Raw genomic sequence first — 19,068 nt, 5'->3', positions numbered from 1 at the left:
TGGGCTTAAAGGGACGGCTTATTCATGTATCGATCAGTATCACTGCGTGCCGCTGTATGTTTGAGTACTCTTCTACCGGCGGCGATGCTGCAAGCAGCACCCGATGCCGACGTAGAAGCCCTGAAACAGGAACTTCTGGAGCTTAAGCAACGATACGAAGTACAACAGAAAGCCCTGGCGGTGCTCGAACAGCGGGTCCGGCAGGTCGAAGAACAACCCGCTTCTCCACCCCCAAAACGCCTGGCCAAATCGCCTTCGGACATGAAAGGCAACCGGGTCGCCACCGGCACCGGGGCTGCAGCGGCTTCGGGGGGCGCCGCTGGGGGTAGCGGCGCATCCTATGGCCAGTCACTGGCCGACGATTCGCAACCGGCACAGAGTGTGTCCAACCTGTACGACGAAGCCAGCGGTTTCTTCGGCGGCGGCAAGTTCAGCTTTGAAACCGGCGTGACCTATTCGCGCTACGACACCCGCCAGCTGATTCTCAACGGCTTCCTCGCCCTGGACTCGATTTTCCTCGGCAACATCAACCTCGACCGGATCAAGGCCGACACCTGGACCCTGGACCTGACGGGCCGCTACAACTTCGACAACCGCTGGCAGTTCGACCTGAACGTGCCGGTGGTCTACCGCGAATCGACCTATCAGTCCGGTGGCGGCAACGGCGGTGCATCCAACGTCACCACCGAACAGGACGTCAGCCGCGATCCGACTCTCGGCGACGTCAACTTCGGCATTGCGTACAAGTTCCTGGACGAGTCGGTCAACACCCCGGACGCCGTGGTTTCCTTACGGGTCAAGGCGCCTACGGGCAAGGACCCGTTCGGGATCAAGCTGCGCCAGACCGATGCCAACTCGAACCTGTTCGTGCCTGACACCTTGCCTACCGGCAACGGCGTCTGGTCGATCACCCCGGGCATCTCGCTGGTCAAGACGTTTGACCCGGCCGTGCTGTTCGGCAGTCTGTCCTACACCCACAACTTCGAGGAGTCGTTCGACGACATCAGCTCCACGGTCAACCAGAAAAACCCGGGCAAGGTTCGCATCGGCGACAGCTTCCAGATTGGTGCCGGTGTTGCCTTCGCACTGAACGAGAAGATGAGTATGTCGTTCTCCGTGTCTGACCTGGTGCAACGCAAGAGCAAGCTGAAACAGGATGGCGGGGATTGGGAATCGGTGGTGTCCAGCGACGCCAACGCCGGTTACTTCAACGTCGGCATGACCATCGCGGCCACCGACAACCTGACCATCGTGCCCAACCTGTCCATCGGCATGACGGACGATGCCCCGGACTTCTCCTTCAGCCTGAAATTCCCGTACTACTTCTAAACCGCAACAGCATGAAAAGGCCCGCTGCGACTTGCATCGCAGCGGGCCTTTTCAGCTTCCTGGAGCCAGGAAGCGCCGCGCCCTAGCGGATCTGGTGCTTGTGCAGCAAACGGTAGAAAGTCGGCCGGGAAACCCCGAGCACTTTGGCGGCAACGCTGAGATTGTCGCTGTGACGGTTCAACACATCACACAACGCCTGGCGTTCAGCACGGGTCTTGTAGTCTTCAAGAGTACCCATCGGTGCCGCGATCGACTGCTGGCTGATCAGCCCCAGGTCACGGGCTTCGATCTGCCGCCCTTCAGCCAACACCAAGCCCCGGCGCACACGGTTGGCCAGTTCACGGACATTGCCCGGCCAGTCGTGTTTGCCCATGGCGATCAGCGCGTCTTCACTGAAACTGCGCGGACGACGGCCGGTTTCGTGGCTGTAGAAATGGGAAAAATGGTTGGCCAGCATCGACAGATCGCCGTGGCGCTCACGTAACGGCGCGGTCACCACTTGCAGCACATTGAGCCGGTAGTACAAATCCTCACGAAACCGCTTCTTCTCGATGGCGGCTTCGAGATCGACGTGAGTCGCCGCCAACACCCGCACATCGACCGGAATCGGCTGGCTGCCGCCGACCCGTTCAATGTGTTTTTCCTGAAGAAAGCGCAACAGATTGGCTTGCAGTTCCAGCGGCAGATCGCCGATTTCATCGAGAAACAAGGTGCCGCCATTGGCCGCTTCGATACGCCCGACCTTGCGCTGATGGGCTCCGGTGAACGCGCCTTTCTCGTGACCGAACAGTTCGGACTGGATCAAATGCTCGGGAATCGCCCCGCAGTTGATCGCCACAAACGGTTTGCTGTGGCGTTGCGACTGCCGGTGCAGGGTGCGGGCGACCAGTTCCTTGCCGGTACCGCTTTCGCCGCGAATCAACACCGGCGACTCGGTGGGGGCCAGTTTGCTCAGCAGCTTGCGCAGCTCGCGGATCGGTTTGCTGTCACCCAGCAGCTCATGTTCCTGCTGATCGACGTGTATCGTACCCTGACCGCGCAGGCGCGCCATTCCGAACGCGCGGCCGAGGGTGACCTGCACCCGCGACACGTCAAACGGCAAGGTGTGGAAATCGAAAAACCACTCGCAAACGAAATCACCGACGTTCTGCAAACGCAGCACTTCCTGATTCAACACGGCTATCCATTCGGTACCACTGCGGCTGATCAGCTCTTTGACGGCTTCGGGACGTTCCAGATGAAAAGGCTGTAAACGCAACAGGCCTACATCGCACGTTCGGTCGGCGGCATTTTCCAGGCTGCAACTGTCGACGTCCCAACCTGCAGCACGTAAACCCGGCAATAATCGGTGACAGTCGTCGCACGGGTCGACGACCAGTAAACGTCGTAATGCAGGCGCTTCGTTCATGACTGTTCCTTGGCGCCAAATTTTAGGAAATGATCGTAAAAACAGTCATTTGGCAAACCTGACTGTTACATTAGCAAGAATTTGACGGCGTCTTGTATCGATTGCTTATAGGTATACAAGTGAAGCGGTTATAAGAAGCGGCTTTATTAGTTAGCTATCGACTTGATTCTTTCGCCAGGCTTTCAAAAAACTGTCTGAATATTGAGTGTATGAAAGAAAGTCGAAATTTCTTCAGATTCCGTGTGACCTGTCAGCGGGTTGCGTGCATCAGTACAAGTAACTCGCCGAACGGTCAGCCCAACCGACGGCACATCACTTGATTGGGCACTATAGAGAGAAGACCCCAATGAACGCCCCGCTCCGTATCAACGAAGCTCTTTTGATCGCCAACCGCGCATTCAAACCTTTCCAATGCGTCGCCTGGGCCCCGCAAGACGGGAATGGCGAACTCTGCCTCACCGTGATCGACCGCACCAATTCCCACATCGGTCGCACCCAGATCCCAAGCAGCGCCTACTCCGATCCGGCGCAACTTGAACACCTGCTGCAACAGGCCCGCGCCGAACTAAGCGAAGAAGGCTATGCGTTGCAATCCTGGTCGATGCCACACTGATATTTGTGGGTAATGCGGATGACGTTCAAGTCATCCGCCCTCTTCTGCTAGTTGCGAATCCATTTCCAACTTCAGTCTTTCTGTACAACTTTCCTCAATACTTTCGCGCCTGAATACTTGGCAGGCTTGCGACTGGTTCAAAAAGACACTGTTCTGGCACAGTGCGACCCTCCACCTGTTAATTCTGTCAGTTGTACTTGCGTGTATTCAGGGATTGAATGTCTCCCTCATGCAGTTACCCGTTCCGCCTCCCGGAAGTCGGTCGACTCGCAAGGAGAAGCATGCATGTCAACCCAGACCGCTATCGCACTCCCGACGCTAGCGAATAACGCCGGACAACTCGACAAGACCTTTTCCAGCAACGGCCTGGCTCAGGTTTATTTCGCCAGCAGTACGTCCAGCCTGATCCAGAGCGTGGCGCTCGACGCGCAGGGCAGGATCCTGGTCGCCGCCAAGGTGGGCACTGCTCAAGGCAGTTGTTTCGGTCTGGCCCGTCTGCTTGAGGACGGCTCGGCGGATCTGGGGTTCGGCTTTCAAGGCAGCGTGATAGGCCGGTTCGCTGCCGGTTTCGAAGCCACCGGCGGCAAGGTTCAAGTCTTGCCCGACGGGCGGATTCTGCTGGCGGGCCTGCACTACGAATCAGAACATCGCACCCTGCCCGCCCTGGCGATGTTCGATGCCCAGGGCCGACCTGACCCGGACTTCGGCGACAATGGTCGGCAAATCGTCCGCCTGCCCGGTGACCTCTCGATGGGCACCCGTGACGCCTGGCTGCCGCCGGGCGTTCCGGGCGCAGAAGCCTGCGACTTCGCAGTGCAACCGGACGGCCACATCCTGCTGATCGCCAATCATCACTTCGAGCTGGCCGATCACGTCGGCATGCTGATCCGCCTCAAACCCGACGGCAGCCTGGATCCATCCTTCAATGGTCGCGGCTTCGTCATGGTTCGCCACTTGCTGCTCAATACCTGGCTGGGCAGCGTGCTGCTGCAAGAAGACGGAAGAATCGTGGTGGGCGGCTCCATCGACTTTCCGCAGGAAGGCCTGCTTGCACGCTATCTGCCGGACGGGCAGCTCGACGAACGTTTTGCGGTGGACGGCTTCATGGCCTTCAAAGTCCAGGGACGCAGTGCTCTGGTCAATCAAGTCATCGAATCAGCGGAGCATTTGCATTGTTTTGGCAGCAGTCGCGATCCGATCCGATGCATGGCCCTGTCTGTCCACGGCAACGGTCGCCCCGACCTGCACTGCAATGACGGTCAGCCGCATCTGCTGGATATCGGACCCAGCGGCTGCCAGTGGAGCGCGGCGCAGGTAATGCCGGACGGTCGCATCGTAGCGGTTGGCGCGACGATCGGCGGAGTTGAGGCCGACTTCATCATCGCCCGCTATCTGGTCGACGGCCGTCTGGATCGAAGTTTCGGTTCCGGCAATGGCTGGTTGCGCACGCGACTGGGCCGCAGCCTCGATACCGCCACATCAGTGGCGATACAGCCCGATGGCGCGATTCTGGTGGGCGGCTATTCGCTCGATGGCAACTACCGCGCAGTAGTGGCGCGCTATCTGAATCACTGATGCGAATCTTCCCACACTTGATCTTCCCCATGGCTTACGGCAACTTGCGCGCTTCTTAAGACAAGGAGCAGCTGATGTCCGGTTCGATGGCCCAGGCGTTCGCGCACAATTTTCTCGGGCATTCGCCCCGCTGGTACAAGGCGTGCATCGTCGGGTTCCTGATCCTCAACGCACTGGTGCTGTGGAGCGTCGGCCCGGTCGCCGCTGGCTGGTTGCTGGTGATCGAGTTCATTTTCACCCTCGCCATGGCGCTCAAGTGCTACCCGCTGATGCCCGGCGGCTTGCTGCTGATCGAAGCGCTGCTGCTGAAAATGACCACGCCCCAGGCACTGTACGAAGAGTTGCAGCACAATTTCCCGGTGATTCTGCTGTTGATGTTCATGGTCGCCGGCATCTATTTCATGAAAGACCTGTTGCTGTTCCTGTTCTCGCGCCTGTTGCTGGGCGTGCGTTCGAAGGCGCTGCTGGCCCTGATGTTCTGCTTTCTGTCGGCATTTCTTTCGGCATTTCTCGATGCGCTGACCGTGACCGCTGTGATCATCAGCGCCGCCGTCGGCTTCTATTCGGTTTACCACCGGGTGGCCTCCGGTAACGATCCGCGCCAGGACAGCGAATTCAGCGATGACCGGCATCTGCCCCCGCTGCATCACGAGGATCTGGAACAGTTTCGCGCCTTCCTGCGCAGTCTGTTGATGCACGGCGCCGTCGGTACTGCACTGGGCGGCGTCTGCACACTGGTTGGCGAACCGCAAAACCTGTTGATCGGCCACGAGATGGGTTGGCACTTCGCCGAGTTTTTCCTGAAGGTCGCACCGGTTTCCCTGCCGGTTCTGCTCGCGGGACTGGTGACGTGCGTGTTGCTGGAGAAACTGCGCTGGTTCGGCTACGGCACGCTGCTGCCGGATAACGTACGTGCCGTGCTGGCCAACTACGCCGCCGAAGACAATGCCGAACGCACCCCGCGTCAACGCGCCGCCCTGCTGGTGCAAGGCTGCGCTGCGTTGATCCTGATTGCAGGTCTGGCATTCCATATCGCGGAAGTCGGCCTGATCGGCCTTATGGTGATCGTGCTGATCACCGCCTTCACCGGGATCACCGACGAACACCGACTGGGCAGTGCATTCAAGGACGCCATGCCGTTTACCGCATTGCTGGTGGTGTTTTTCGCCGTGGTCGCGGTGATTCACGACCAGCAACTGTTCGCGCCGCTGATCCAGTGGGTCCTGGCACTGCCGGCCGAGCAACAACCGGGAATGCTATTCATCGCCAACGGTCTGTTGTCGGCAATCAGTGACAATGTGTTCGTGGCGACGATTTACATCACCGAGGTCAAACAGGCGTTCCTGTCCGGCCACATGAGCCGAGAACACTTCGAGACACTGGCGATTGCGATCAACACCGGCACCAACCTGCCGAGCGTGGCGACGCCCAATGGTCAGGCCGCGTTTCTGTTCCTGCTGACGTCGGCGATTGCACCGCTGGTAAGGTTGTCGTACGGGCGAATGGTATGGATGGCGTTGCCTTACACCGTGGTGATGGGGCTGCTCGGCTGGTATGCCGTGAGCTACTGGCTGTAGAAACAATAACGGGAGCCTTGGGGCTCCCGTTTTTTTATGCCTCGATCAGCGCGGCAAGATGTACTTTTCGATGGCCTGCGCCACACCGTCCTCGGTGTTCGGCCCGGTCACCACGTCGGCCTGACGCTTCACCGCGTCTTCTGCCTGGCCCATGGCAATCGACAGACCGGCAACATGGAACATCGCCGGATCATTGCCGCCATCGCCAATCGCCGCCGTTTGCGCCAGTGACACGCCCAGATGTTCAGCCAGCGTCACCAGCGCCGAGCCCTTGTTGGCCTCGACCGCCGTCACGTCCAGATACACCGGCTGCGAACGCGACACCTGCGCCATGCCCTCGACCTTCGGCAGCAACCGCGCCTCCAGTTCGATCAGCAGCTCAGTGTTGTTGCTGGTAGCGACGATCTTGTCGATACGCTCCAGATAAGGCTCGAAACTCTCCACCACCACCGGCGGATAACCGAGCCCATGCTGCTCGCGCGGCACCATCGGCCCGTGCGGATCCTTGAGCAGCCAGTCGCCACCGCTGAACACCCAGATTTCGACATCCGGCTGATCGGCGAACAGTGCCAGTGCGGTCAACGCTGCCGTGGCCGGCAGGTAATGCGCGACCAGAATGCTGCCGTCCGGATTGACGATCGTGCCGCCATTGAACGCAGCGGTCGGCAGATTGACGCCCAGGGCTTCGATTTGTTGCAGCATCGCTTTGGGTGGCCGCCCCGTGGCGAGACTGAACAACACGCCCGCTTCGCGCAGCGAACGAACCGCGTCGATAGTGCGCTGACTCAGGCTGTGATCGGGCAACAACAGCGTGCCGTCCATGTCGCTCAACAGAAAACGGATCGGCTCACTCATCCGAGACCATGCCAGACGCGACCATCGCGAGTCAGCAGATCATCGGCGGCTTTCGGCCCGTCTTCGCCAGCGGCATAACTCTGCACGCTCGCGTCCTGTTGCCAGGCGTCGAGGAACGGCTGCACCGCGCGCCAGCCGTTCTCGATGTTGTCAGCACGCTGGAACAGCGTCTGGTCACCAGTCAGGCAGTCATAGATCAGGGTTTCGTAGCCGGTGGACGGCTGCATTTCGAAGAAGTCCTTGTAGGCGAAGCCCAGCTCGATATTGGCCATGTTCAGCGCCGGCCCCGGCCGTTTGGCCAGCAGGTCGAACCACATGCCTTCGTTGGGCTGGATCTGGATACGCAGATAGGTCGGCTGCAATTCGTCGACCTCGGTATCGCGGAATTGCGCATACGGCGCCGGTTTGAAGCAGATGACGATCTCGGTGTCGCGCACGCTCATGCGCTTGCCGGTGCGCAGGTAGAACGGCACGCCGACCCAGCGCCAGTTGTCGATCATCACTTTCAGCGCCACGTAGGTTTCAGTGGTGCTGTCGGGCGAGACATTGTTTTCATCGCGATAACCGGCCACCGGTTTGCCAGCGATTTCACCGGCGCTGTATTGGCCGCGTACCGAGTTTTCTCGCGCTTCCTCGGTGGTCCAGGGGCGAATCGCGCCGACCACCTTGGCCTTCTCGCCCCGCACCGCATCGGCGCCGAACGCGGCCGGCGGCTCCATCGCCACCATGGCCAGCAGCTGGAACAGGTGATTGGGCACCATGTCCCGCAGGGCGCCGGTGTGTTCGTAAAAACTGCCACGGGTTTCGACGCCGACGGTTTCGGCGGCGGTGATCTGCACGTGGTCGATGTAGTGGTTGTTCCAGAACGCTTCGAACAGGCTGTTGGAGAACCGGCTGACGAGAATGTTCTGTACGGTTTCCTTGCCCAGATAGTGATCGATCCGGTAGATCTGCTTTTCCGACATGACCTTGAGCAGGCAGGCGTTCAACGCCTCGGCGGTTTGCAGGTCGGAGCCGAACGGTTTTTCGATCACCACCCTTCTAAAGGCTTCCGGGGTTTCTTCGAGCAATCCGGCGCTGCCGAGACGGCGCACCACTTCGCTGAAGAAACGTGGCGCGGTGGCCAGGTAGAACACCGCATTGCCAGTGCCGCTGTCGGCGATTTTCGCCGCCAGAGCCGAATAAGTGCTGTCGTCCAGGAAATCGCCCTGGACGTAGCTGATGCCTTTGGCGAGTTTGGCCCACAAGGACGGATCAAGCATCTGATCGCCCTTGCCGACCTTGGCTGCCACCTCGGTGCGGATGAAGTCTTCAAGCTTTTGCGCGAAGGCTTCATCGGTGATGGCGTTGTGGTCAACGCCAACGATCCGCAGGCCATCATCCAGCAGGCCGTCGCGACTCAGGTTGTACAGCGCCGGCATCAGCAGGCGCTTGACCAGATCACCGTGGGCGCCGAACAGAAACAGCGTGGTCGGTGGCGCGGGTTCTGCCTTGGATTTCCTGCGGATCGTATGGGTCATTTCTTCGGTGTCTCCACGTGGCCGCCGAAGCCGAAGCGCTGGGCCGAAAGAATCTTGTCGCCGAAAGTGCCCTGGCCGCGAGAGCGGTAGCGCGAGAACAGCGAGTTGGACAGCACCGGTACCGGCACCTTCTGTTCCATGGCCGCTTCGATGGTCCATTGACCTTCGCCGCTGTCAGCCACGGAGCCGGAGAAACCGTCGAGTTTCGGGTCGACCGCCAGGGCATCGGCGGTCAGGTCGAGCAGCCAGGACGACACCACGCTGCCACGACGCCAGACTTCGGCGATGTCGGCCACGTTCAGGTCGAAACGCTGGTCCTGCGGCAAAAACTCGCTGGACTTGGTCTTGAGGATGTCGAAGCCTTCGGCGAAGGCCGCCATCATGCCGTACTCGATCCCGTTGTGGATCATCTTGACGAAGTGACCGGCACCGGCGGGACCGGCGTGGATGTAGCCGTGCTCGGCGCGGTGGTCATCGGACTTGCGGTCCCTGGTGCGCGGGATGTCGCCCATGCCCGGCGCCAGCGAGGCGAACAGCGGGTCCAGACGCTTAACGGTCTCGGCATCGCCGCCGATCATCATGCAGTAACCGCGCTCCAGGCCCCAGACGCCGCCGGAGGTGCCGACATCGATGTAGTGCAGGCCCTTCTCGGCCAGGGTCTTGGCCCGACGGATGTCGTCCTTGTAGTTGGTGTTGCCGCCATCGATGATGGTGTCGCCCGCCTCGAGCAGATGGCTCAGGGTTTCGATGGTGTCTTCAGTCGGTGCGCCGGCCGGCAGCATGACCCACACCGCACGCGGCTTGGCCAGGCCTGCGACCAGTGCAGGCAGATCGGCGACGCCGGTAGAGCCCTCGGCGGCCAGGGTGTCGACAAAGGCGGTATTGCGGTCGTAAACAACGGTGGTGTGACCGTTGAGCATCAGACGTCGCGCAATATTGCCGCCCATGCGGCCCAGTCCAATAATCCCGAGTTGCATGTGCTGATGCTCCTTACTACAAATAAAAGTGTGTCAAAGGTTATAGCCCAACGTAACTCCTGGAGCTTAGTCCAGAGCGTCGGTGTGAAGTTTCCGGGCATTGTGCCCGATCCAGACTGATAACGTCGGGAAACGTGCCGAAGACACAACGACCATGAAAAATAAAAAAGTTCCATTCACGAGCAAAAGAAATCAAAATCGGCGCCGATAGCAGATCAAGGCTCCAAACCGGGGGCTGATCTGCAGTTGAGACACGCCATTTGCGAGGTGAGCAATGGGCACAGTACACACAGCAATGCCGCCACAAACCCTCTACGTCACCATCCGTCGCGATGAATTGCGGCAGTTGAAAGATGAACGCGATCAGCTCAAGCAGGAACTCGCGCAATTGCGCCTGCTGACCCAGGGCGCCGAGCCACAGCCTCTGCCGCGCGTACAGCGCTCGCCCCACGCCTGATCTCCCCCGCCCGCTTTGGGAGCGGCCATCGCCGTTCCCGACATGCTGCACCTCTGGCCCTTTTCGGCAACTAACAAAGTTTTCACATCCGCTTGTTGATACTCCGGCGCATTCTGGCCGTGCGTGTGTGCACGGCCTCCGTTCGTCGGGTTCATGCGCCGGTTGCATGAAGCGCCCGGCGGTGGATGTGACGACTGAGCTGGAGTGCTGAATGGCGGTGTTCAAACGCAGCAAAACGACTGCGACAGGTTTCGACTGGGCCGGTTTCATCTGGCTGTTCGTGTTCTTCTGGTACTTCTCCGGTATCACCCAACTGCTGATCCAGCTGACAGGCACCTCAGGGTTCACCGGGTTCCGCCAGGCTTTCGTGATGAGCGCCGTGTGGCTCGCGCCGATGCTGCTGTTCCCCAAACGCACCCGCCTGCTCGCCGCCGTGATCGGCTTGGTGCTGTGGGCCTGCTCGATGGCCAGCCTGGGTTACTTCTTCATTTACCAGCAGGAATTCTCCCAGAGCGTGATCTTCATCATGTTCGAGTCGAACGTGTCCGAAGCCGGCGAGTACATGACCCAGTACTTTGCCTGGTGGATGGTTCCGGCGTTCCTCGCGCACACCGCGTTCGCGTATTTCCTGTGGACCCGCTTGCGTCCGGTGTACCTGCCCCGTGGTCAGGCATTCGTCGCTGCCATGGCGATTCTGGTGGCCGTGATCGGTTACCCGCTGGTCAAGCAGACGATGCGCACCGGCAGCTTTGCCCAGGGCTTCGAAAAATTCGAAACCCGCATCGAGCCGGCCGTGCCGTGGCAGATGGCCGTGGCGTATCACCGCTATCAGGAAACCCTGGCCGACATGCAGGGCATGCTGCACAGCGCGAGCAAGATCCCGCCATTGAAAAATCTCAAGGACTCGGGCGCCAACCAGCCGGCGACCCTGGTGCTGGTGATCGGCGAGTCCACCAACCGCCAGCGCATGAGCCTCTACGGTTACCCGCGTAAAACCACGCCGGAACTGGACAAGCTCAAGGATCAACTGTCGGTCTTCGACAACGTCATCACCCCGCGCCCGTACACCATCGAAGCGCTGCAACAGGTACTGACCTTCGCCGACGAAGAAAATCCGGATCTGTACCTGTCCACGCCTTCGCTGGTCAGCATGATGAAGCAGGCTGGCTACAAGACCTTCTGGATCACCAACCAGCAGACCATGACCAAGCGCAACACCATGCTCACGACCTTCTCCGAACAGGCCGACGAGCAGGTGTACCTGAACAACAACCGCAACCAGAACGCCGCACAGTACGACGGTGACGTGATCGAGCCGTTCAACAAGGCCCTGGCCGACGCGGCGCCGCGCAAATTGATCGTCGTGCACTTGCTCGGTACGCACATGAGCTACCAGTACCGTTATCCGCCGAGCTTCGACAAGTTCCAGGATCGCAACGGCGTTCCGGCCGGTGTGCGTGACGATCAGGTGCCGACTTACAACAGCTACGACAACGCGGTGCTGTACAACGATTTCGTGGTATCGAGCCTGATCAAGGACTACGCCAAATCCGATCCGAACGGCTTTTTGCTGTACCTCTCCGACCACGGCGAAGACGTGTTCGACTCGGTGGGCCACGGCACTCTGGGTCGCAACGAAAACAAGCCGACGGCGCCGATGTACACCATTCCGTTCATGGCCTGGGCCTCGCCAAAGTGGCGTGAAACCCACAACTGGAACTTCACCGGGGATTTGAGCCGGCCCTACAGCAGCTCACACCTGATCCACACCTGGGCGGATCTGGCCGGTTTGAGTTTCGATGAGCTGGATCGCAGCAAGAGTCTGGTCAGCGACAGCTTCAAGCCGCGTCCGCTGCTGATCGGCAACCCTTATGAACGCGAACAGCGGGCCCTGATCGACTTCAGCCTGATGAAGCCGAAAAAACCCGCCGCCACAGAAGTGGTGCTGCAGCAGTAACGAGAAGGGCCGGAAACGGCCCTTTTTTCCGTCTGACTGAAACACCTTCAAATAATAATATTTCTCGTTTGGTACTAAATCGCCCCCTTCACCTTCGTCTTTGAACAAACGGAATTTTTCCCTCAAAGACAAGGAGTCGGCTGCGATGTTCGCGCCCATCACCCGTTCCATGACCCTGACCCTTGGCCTGTGCAGCGTTGCATTGAGCCCGGATCTGCTGGCTGAAACCGACACGGAAAAACAGTCGCCCGCCGCTGCCCCGGCACTCGAGCTGGCGTCCACCAGCGTTACCGCCCAGGGTCTTGGCAGCACCACTGAAAACACCCACGCCTACACCACTGGCGCCATGAGCACGGCGACGCGGTTGAACCTGTCGATCAAGGAAACCCCGCAATCGGTGTCCGTGGTCACCCGTCAGCAGATGGATGATTTCAAGCTCGGTACATTGTCCGAGGCCATGAGCCAGACCACCGGCATTGTGGTGCAGCACAACGATTCGGATCGGGTCAGCTACTCATCCCGCGGCTACTCGATCAACAATTTCCAGATCGACGGGATGCTCAACACCTTCCAGTACATGAAGTCCGATTCGGACACCATCATCTACGACCGCATCGAAGTCGTGCGCGGCGCCACCGGCCTGACCACCGGCGCAGGCGACCCGTCGGCGACCATCAACATGGTGCGCAAGCGTCCAACCGCGCAGTGGCAGGCTCAGGCCGGCGCCAGCGGCGGCAGCTATGACGATTACTACAGTTACGTCGATGTCGGCGGCCCGCTGGCCTTCGACGGACGGTTGCGCGGGCGCAGTGTGCTGGCCTATCGCGACCAGGGATCGTTTCGCGACAAGTACGCCCTCCAGCGGGAAGTCGGCTACGGCATTCTCGAAGCGGACCTGACCGATTCCACCGTACTGGCCGTCGGTTACGACTATCAGGACAAACAGGTGCAAGGCTCCTCATGGGGAACCTTGCCGTACTGGAACGCCGATGGCAGCAAGGCCGGACTCGGACGCTCGACCAACATGGCGACGTCCTGGAGTTCCTGGCCGCTGCGCGACAAGACCGCGTTCGCCACCCTCGATCAGACCCTGGCCGGCGACTGGCACCTGAAAGCCGCCTACACCCACCGCAAGAGCGACACCGACGGCAAGGTTTACTACGCCGGTGCCGGTTTTCCCGAGCCTGATCGCAGCGGCATGACCGCCTACACCTCGCACATGATTGGCCCGCAGCGCATGAAGGCGTACGACTTCAACCTGTCCGGCCCTTATTCACTGCTGGGTCGCGAACATCAGATGATGATCGGCTATGGCGAAGCCGAACGCAGCTCCAGCTCGCCCTATACCGTAGACGGAGCTGTTGCACGCGACTACAGCACCATCCGCGACTGGAAATACATGGGCGACATCGCCAAATTCCCGGACACCGTGACCGGGCTCACCAGCGCCAAAGACAGTACGCAGCAAAAAGCAGGTTATCTGGCGACCCGCCTCAGTCTGACGAACGAGTTGCACGCCGTACTCGGCACCCGCTACGGCAGCTGGAAAGCGTCGAAAACCGCTAATACCTTCGACGACAACCTGCAACTGGAAAGCGTCGATGCCAGCCGCCAGCAGCACAACGACATGTGGACGCCCTACGCCGGCCTGCTGTACGACCTGACGCCGGAGTACACCGTTTACGCCAGCTATACCGACATCTTCAAACCGCAGACCTACCGCGACGCCAACCGCAAGTTCATCGAACCGATCGTCGGCAGCAACTATGAAGTCGGGCTCAAGGGCAGCCTGCTGGACGAGCGCCTGAATCTGGCCACCGCCATTTTCTGGAGCAAGCAGGACAACGTCGCCGAAGTCGATGACTCGGTTCTGCCTGATCCAGTAACCCAGGAAGAGTTCTACAAGTCCGGTGGCAAGGGCAACAAGGTCAACGGTTTCGAAGCCGAGGTTTCGGGTGAGATCCTCGACGGCTGGAACATGACCGCCGGCTACACCTACACCCACTCGGTCAACGGCGAGAAACAACGCAGCAACACCAATCAGCCGCTGAACCTGTTCCGCCTGTCCACGGCCTATCGCCTGCCGGGTAACTGGAACGCTCTGACGGTGGGCGGCGCGGTGAATTGGCAGAGCGACGTCTACGGCAACTCCAATCGCCCGGTCGGACGCGGCGCCAATGGCCGGATCATCACCGAGCGTGCGCGGATCAGTCAGGACGCCTACACGGTGGTGAAGCTGATGTCGCGTTATGAGTTCGACAAGCACCTGTCGGCGTCTCTCAACGTCGACAACCTGTTCGACAAGAAGTATTACGACAACGTCGGTTTCTACAACGGTGTGTTCTGGGGCGATCCGCGCACCGTGACGCTGAGCCTCGACTGGAAACTCTGACACCCTTCCCTCGCGACTTGCACGCGTCACTCACGCGTGCAGCGTTCGTCCAATACCCCGTCATTCCTCACACTGAACGAGCGTTAACCCTTGGTTAATGCCCTCGGTGGACACTGCGCCCCGAGGCTTAGATTCATGGACGAACGGCTCCGACATTTTTCGTAGGAGGCACCATTAAAACCACGACTGCAATCCTTGCCGGTCTACTCACCCTCGCATCCGCCAGCGCATTCGCTGAAGGCGGCGCCGAGCGCATGAGACATTACTGGGCCAATTTTCCGATCCACTCTGCACAAAGCCAGCAGGCTGATACGAAGTCTGACGAACTCAAGGTTCCGGACGACCAGACCGCCCAGGTCACCGAGTCCTATCGCCCTTGAGCGAACGCTTTACCGATGGACCTGCGATGGCTCGGCTCTGGCCTCGCAGATGACAGTTGGGCGCCCTTTCCGGGCGCCTTTTTTTATGCCTGCAGATCTTGGATCGGCAGAATCCGAGACATCAGTGGCCCCAGATGAGTTCTTCGGTCCAGCCCAGCTCGGCAAAATCTTCTGCTCGCAAACCGGACTCGCCGGCACAGAAAAACTCGTCCAGTTGCGGCGGTTTCACCGAAGTGCCGCTGAGCATCGCGTGGACTTGGCCACGGTGGTGGATCTGGTGCTCGAACAAATGCGAAATCATCCGCAGACGACTGTCGTGCTGCGGCGTGTCGCGGGCGATGGTAACGATGCGCCCAAGATCGGCATCGCGCAGTTGCTCGCAGTAGGCGATCAGTCGGCGGTCGACATGCGCCTGCTCATGCCGCAAGGCCTGCGCATCGGTGAAGGGTTCGTCAGCGTTGAAGAACACGTAGCAATCGGGATGCGGTTCGTCACCGCGCAACTCACGTTCCAGCGCATCGACGTAGAACCAGTCGCAGGTCAGGATGTGATTGAGGGTCAGGCGGATGCTCGGGAAGAAACTGACCCGTGGCGCCGCCAGCTCCGCGTCATCAAGCTGGCTCCAGGCCTTGGCCAGTCGATGGTTGGCCCAGGCATTCTGATAGGCCATGGTCAGCAAATGGTGGGACAGTGGCTGAGTCATGTCGCGCCCTCCGTGTTTTCAGATCTCGGCGAAGCGTTGCAGCTGCATCTCCTGCAAGCGGCTGAGGGTCCGGCGGAACGGGAATTCCAGGTAGCCCTCGGTGTACAGCGCGTCCATCGGCACTTCGGCCTCGATGTACAGCGGCACCTTGCGGTCGTAGCACTCGTCGACCAGCGCGATGAACCGGCGCACGCCGTCGTCATGCACCGACAGTTGCGGCAATTCGCGATCACCGGCCATCACCCGCTCCGCGCCATCCTCGGTGCCACGGGCGATCCGCCCTTCGCGTTTTTTCGCGCTGAGGTTCGGCACCTCGCTCAACAGGATAGCCCGGTAGGTGTCGCACAGCGCGATGAAATCCATGGCGGCGAACGGTTGCTCGCACAGGTCGGCGTAACGGCACCACAGCACCGAATCGCTGGCCTGCACTACGTTCAGGGCGCGGTAACCCACCGGCACCGGTTCGGCACTGACGGTTTGCCCGGCGGCCAACGCGTCGAACACCTGGCTTAGTGCGCTGCCCTGCCCCGGTGATGCGACCCAGTAACGCTGCTCGATGGCGCCGGGGTGCAATCGGTGATCTTCGGCGCCATTCACCGCAACCACTTGCATGTGCTGTTTGATCGCGGTGATCGCCGGCAGGAAGCGGTCGCGGTTGAAGCCGTCGGCATACAGCTGATCCGGCGGCAGGTTGGAGGTACAGACCACCACCACGCCTTCGTCGAACATCACCTGAAACAAGCGCCCGAGAATGATCGCGTCACCGATGTCATTGACGAACAACTCGTCGAAACACAGCACCCGCACCTCGGCCGCCAGCTCACGGGCCAGCGCCCGCAACGGATCGGCGATTCCGGTCAACTGAAAGGAGCGTTGATGCACCCAGCCCATGAAGTGATGAAAGTGCTGCCGCCGCGCCGGCACCCGCAGGCTTTGATGGAATTGATCCATCAGCCAGGTCTTGCCGCGCCCGACCGGGCCCCACAGGTAAACGCCGGTGACCGAACGGGCACCGGCATGCAGGGCTTCATGGCATTTTTGCAAGGCCCAGACCGCGTGTTCCTGGGCTTCATCCTGGATGAAGCCCTTGTGGTCGACGGCGTATTGCCAGGCGCTCAAAGGGGAGTCGAAAGTCATGCGCGGCAGTATGCCACGATGGCTACAGGGAAATATCCAGCCGAGCGATTTTGCCCTGTTCGTTGAGGCGGAACGTGTAGCGCAGCTCCAGCGGGCTGCCGGGGAACGTTCCGGAGATCAGCCCCTGCACCAGCACTTTACCGGTGCGCTGCTGGACGCCGAGTACTTCGACCCGTGGCTGATAGCGCTGGGCGGTGTCCTGCATCCAATTGGCAATGGCCTGCGGGCCGACCTGATGATGGCCTTCATCGAACACATGGGCATCCTCGGCAAAAAAACTGCCGACCCGGGACGTATCGCGAGCATTGGCGGCGTTGATGTACTCAACGATGGCCGGGGCGAGTATCGAGGTGGGGTGGAACATGGTTACAGCTCCTTTTTTCGGGTTCTGTCGCCATCCTAGAACAGCCCTGCGTCAATTCCTGTCAGGAGTGAAACGGCCGTTTTCGTCCAGTTGCATCTGCCGTTGCCAGATGCGCAACAGGTCGCTGCGACGCCCCGGATAGCGCTCGCCCTGCAGGCTGGCGGCGGCAATCCGGTCGGTGCGAAAGGTGCGATAGGCGCCGCGCAACTCGCACCACGCGACGATGATCCGCACCTCGTTGAGAAAGCCCAGCGCCAGCGGCCAGATCAAGCGCTGGCTCTGCACCTGCTGCGCATCGGCGTAATCGATGTGCAGCTTGGCCTGATCGCGGATCGCATGGCGGAAAACGTTCAACGGCACCGCGTTCTGCGGAAAGCCGTAGCCCGGCGGCCCGGGCATGACCGTCGGATTGCGCAGCGCCTCCTGGGCCTGCGGGTCCAGCACGGCAGCGATTTTCGCCAGCGCGTCAGCGGCGGCTTTGCTCAGCACCTCATCCCCACGCTGATCGACATAACGCAGGCCCAGCACGATGGCTTCGGTCTCGTCGGCGTTGAGCATCAGCGGGGGTAGAAACAGGCCGCTGCGCAACACATAACCGATGCCCGCCTCGCCGTGGATCGGTGCACCGAGTGCGGTCAGTTCGGCGATGTCGCGATAGAGCGTGCGTTCGGAGATTTCCAGCTCGGACGCCAGCGTCGCGGCGGTCACCGGGCGTTTCTTGCCACGCAGCACTTGCAGCAGGGTCAACAGGCGAGTGGTTCGCGACACGGTGAGAGGCTCCGGACAAAAGTTTGCCGGAGCTTAGCAGAGCCTGGTGTCAGAAATTGTCAGGAGTTTTCACCAGACTCGGAGGGGATCACGCGTCGACTTTGTGCCGGGCCGCGTACAGGCAAAGCATCTCCATGGCCAGGGTTGCCGCCGCCAGCGACGTCACGTCCGCGTGGTCGTAAGCCGGGGCCACTTCCACCACATCCATGCCCACCAGATTGATCCCGCGCAGGCCGCCAAGGATCTCCAGCGCTTGCACCGTGCTCAACCCGCCGCAGACTGGCGTACCGGTGCCCGGTGCGAAGGCCGGATCCAGGCAATCGATGTCGAACGTCAGGTACACCGGGTTATCCCCGACTCGCGCACGAATGGCCTCGACGATCGCTTCGCAGCCGCGCCGATGCACTTGCCGCGCGTCCAGCACCTGAAAGCCCTGATGATCGTCATTGGTGGTGCGCAAGCCGATCTGCACCGAACGCGCCGGATCCACCAGCCCTTCCCGCGCCGCATGCCAGAACATGGTGCCGTGATCGACCCGTTTACCGCCCTCGTCCGGCCAGGTGTCGCTGTGGGCATCGAAGTGGATCAGCGACAGCGTGCCGTGCTTGCGCGCATGCGCCTTGAGCAGCGGATAACTGATGAAGTGGTCGCCGCCGAAGGTGAGCATCGCGCTGCCGGAGCGGAGAATGTGCTCGGCGTGGGCCTCGATGCTTTCCGGGATGGTGTGCGGCGAGCCGTAATCGAAGTCGCAGTCGCCGTAGTCGATCACCGCCAGATGATCGAACGGGTCGAACGCCCATGGCCAGTGCCGTTCCCAGGCAATCCCGGTGGACGCTGCACGAATCCCGCGCGGCCCGAAACGCGCGCCCGGACGGTTGCTGGTCGCGGTGTCGAACGGCACACCGCTGACCGCCACGTCCACGCCGCGCAGGTCGCGGCTGTAGCGCCGGCGCATGAAACTGGTGATCCCGGCATAGGTACTTTCGGCAGCGGTGCCGTAGAGGCTGTCACGGGTCAGGGCCTGATCGTTTTGCATGGGCACGTCCATCGGTGTGT

The 19,068-nt window shown here is 60.6% G+C and carries 17 protein-coding genes; 8 read left to right on the top strand and 9 right to left on the bottom strand.

What is annotated here, in order from left to right; all coding sequences use genetic code 11:
* Positions 1-24: 24 nt before the first annotated feature.
* Positions 25-1,329 (top strand): transporter, encoded by a 1,305-nt coding sequence (locus tag ACTJK7_RS13670; protein WP_039768189.1) that lies wholly within the window; start codon positions 25-27, stop codon positions 1,327-1,329.
* 82 nt (positions 1,330-1,411) lie between these two features.
* On the opposite strand, the gene ACTJK7_RS13665 is transcribed toward ACTJK7_RS13670, so the two are convergent.
* Positions 1,412-2,737, bottom strand: coding sequence for a sigma-54 dependent transcriptional regulator (locus ACTJK7_RS13665; protein WP_064381766.1), 1,326 nt, complete (start codon positions 2,735-2,737; stop codon positions 1,412-1,414).
* Positions 2,738-3,083: 346 nt separating this feature from the next.
* Here ACTJK7_RS13665 and ACTJK7_RS13660 point away from each other — a divergent pair, with 346 nt between their 5' ends.
* The 3 genes from ACTJK7_RS13660 to nhaB all read left to right on the top strand — a co-directional run bounded on the left by ACTJK7_RS13660 (position 3,084) and on the right by nhaB (position 6,502).
* A complete protein-coding gene (locus ACTJK7_RS13660) occupies positions 3,084-3,350 on the top strand; it encodes a hypothetical protein (RefSeq protein ID WP_064381767.1) in 267 nt (88 codons plus the stop codon).
* 285 nt (positions 3,351-3,635) lie between these two features.
* Entirely contained in the window at positions 3,636-4,925 is a 1,290-nt protein-coding gene (locus ACTJK7_RS13655; protein ID WP_197868182.1) for a hypothetical protein, read from the top strand.
* A gap of 74 nt (positions 4,926-4,999) precedes the next feature.
* Positions 5,000-6,502 carry a sodium/proton antiporter NhaB gene (nhaB, locus tag ACTJK7_RS13650; RefSeq protein ID WP_197868183.1) on the top strand — a complete coding sequence of 501 codons (1,503 nt, stop codon included), beginning with the start codon at positions 5,000-5,002 and terminating at the stop codon, positions 6,500-6,502.
* A gap of 45 nt (positions 6,503-6,547) precedes the next feature.
* Here the strand turns inward: nhaB and ACTJK7_RS13645 are convergent, their stop codons facing one another.
* From ACTJK7_RS13645 to gnd, 3 genes are read right to left on the bottom strand one after another with little or no spacing between them, the layout of a single operon-like run.
* Positions 6,548-7,357 carry an HAD family hydrolase gene (locus tag ACTJK7_RS13645; RefSeq protein WP_440779748.1) on the bottom strand — a complete coding sequence of 270 codons (810 nt, stop codon included), beginning with the start codon at positions 7,355-7,357 and terminating at the stop codon, positions 6,548-6,550.
* Positions 7,354-8,877, bottom strand: coding sequence for a glucose-6-phosphate dehydrogenase (gene zwf / locus ACTJK7_RS13640; RefSeq protein ID WP_108561806.1), 1,524 nt, complete (start codon positions 8,875-8,877; stop codon positions 7,354-7,356). The genes ACTJK7_RS13645 and zwf overlap by 4 nt, the downstream gene beginning before the upstream one ends.
* On the bottom strand, positions 8,874-9,854 hold the full coding sequence (gene gnd / locus ACTJK7_RS13635) for a phosphogluconate dehydrogenase (NAD(+)-dependent, decarboxylating) (protein WP_085654068.1): 981 nt from the start codon (positions 9,852-9,854) through the stop codon (positions 8,874-8,876). Before gnd ends, zwf begins: the two co-directional genes overlap by 4 nt.
* Positions 9,855-10,128: 274 nt before the next feature.
* On the opposite strand from gnd, the gene ACTJK7_RS13630 reads away from it, so the two are divergent.
* The 4 genes from ACTJK7_RS13630 (at position 10,129) to ACTJK7_RS13615 (ending at position 15,040) form a co-directional block, all read left to right on the top strand.
* A complete protein-coding gene (locus ACTJK7_RS13630; RefSeq protein ID WP_007957508.1) occupies positions 10,129-10,311 on the top strand; it encodes a DUF6026 family protein in 183 nt (60 codons plus the stop codon).
* A gap of 211 nt (positions 10,312-10,522) precedes the next feature.
* Complete coding sequence (locus tag ACTJK7_RS13625; protein ID WP_323151064.1) at positions 10,523-12,268, top strand: phosphoethanolamine transferase CptA; 1,746 nt, start codon at positions 10,523-10,525, stop codon at positions 12,266-12,268.
* A gap of 145 nt (positions 12,269-12,413) precedes the next feature.
* Positions 12,414-14,660 (top strand): TonB-dependent siderophore receptor, encoded by a 2,247-nt coding sequence (locus ACTJK7_RS13620; protein WP_440779750.1) that lies wholly within the window; start codon positions 12,414-12,416, stop codon positions 14,658-14,660.
* A 173-nt stretch (positions 14,661-14,833) separates the two neighbouring features.
* Positions 14,834-15,040 carry a hypothetical protein gene (locus ACTJK7_RS13615; RefSeq protein ID WP_440779779.1) on the top strand — a complete coding sequence of 69 codons (207 nt, stop codon included), beginning with the start codon at positions 14,834-14,836 and terminating at the stop codon, positions 15,038-15,040.
* A gap of 121 nt (positions 15,041-15,161) precedes the next feature.
* Here the strand turns inward: ACTJK7_RS13615 and ACTJK7_RS13610 are convergent, their stop codons facing one another.
* From ACTJK7_RS13610 to speB, 5 genes are all read right to left on the bottom strand, one after another.
* Positions 15,162-15,743, bottom strand: coding sequence for a DinB family protein (locus ACTJK7_RS13610; protein WP_108561798.1), 582 nt, complete (start codon positions 15,741-15,743; stop codon positions 15,162-15,164).
* 18 nt (positions 15,744-15,761) lie between these two features.
* The gene (gene zapE / locus ACTJK7_RS13605; RefSeq protein WP_085654064.1) at positions 15,762-16,880 is read right to left on the bottom strand and encodes a cell division protein ZapE; all 1,119 of its coding nucleotides are present in this window, start codon (positions 16,878-16,880) and stop codon (positions 15,762-15,764) included.
* Between the two features lie 22 nt (positions 16,881-16,902).
* Positions 16,903-17,244: a nuclear transport factor 2 family protein gene (locus tag ACTJK7_RS13600; RefSeq protein ID WP_007957516.1), complete on the bottom strand. Its 342-nt coding sequence runs from the start codon at positions 17,242-17,244 to the stop codon at positions 16,903-16,905.
* 51 nt (positions 17,245-17,295) lie between these two features.
* Entirely contained in the window at positions 17,296-18,012 is a 717-nt protein-coding gene (locus ACTJK7_RS13595) for a helix-turn-helix transcriptional regulator (protein WP_085654063.1), read from the bottom strand.
* 88 nt (positions 18,013-18,100) lie between these two features.
* Positions 18,101-19,060, bottom strand: coding sequence for an agmatinase (speB, locus tag ACTJK7_RS13590; protein WP_108561792.1), 960 nt, complete (start codon positions 19,058-19,060; stop codon positions 18,101-18,103).
* Positions 19,061-19,068 lie beyond the last annotated feature (8 nt).

The sequence above is a fragment of the Pseudomonas sp. 22085 genome, assembly GCF_052045815.1.
Classification (GTDB): domain Bacteria; phylum Pseudomonadota; class Gammaproteobacteria; order Pseudomonadales; family Pseudomonadaceae; genus Aquipseudomonas; species Aquipseudomonas glycinae.
This window is presented reverse-complemented; position numbering and strand designations above follow the sequence as displayed.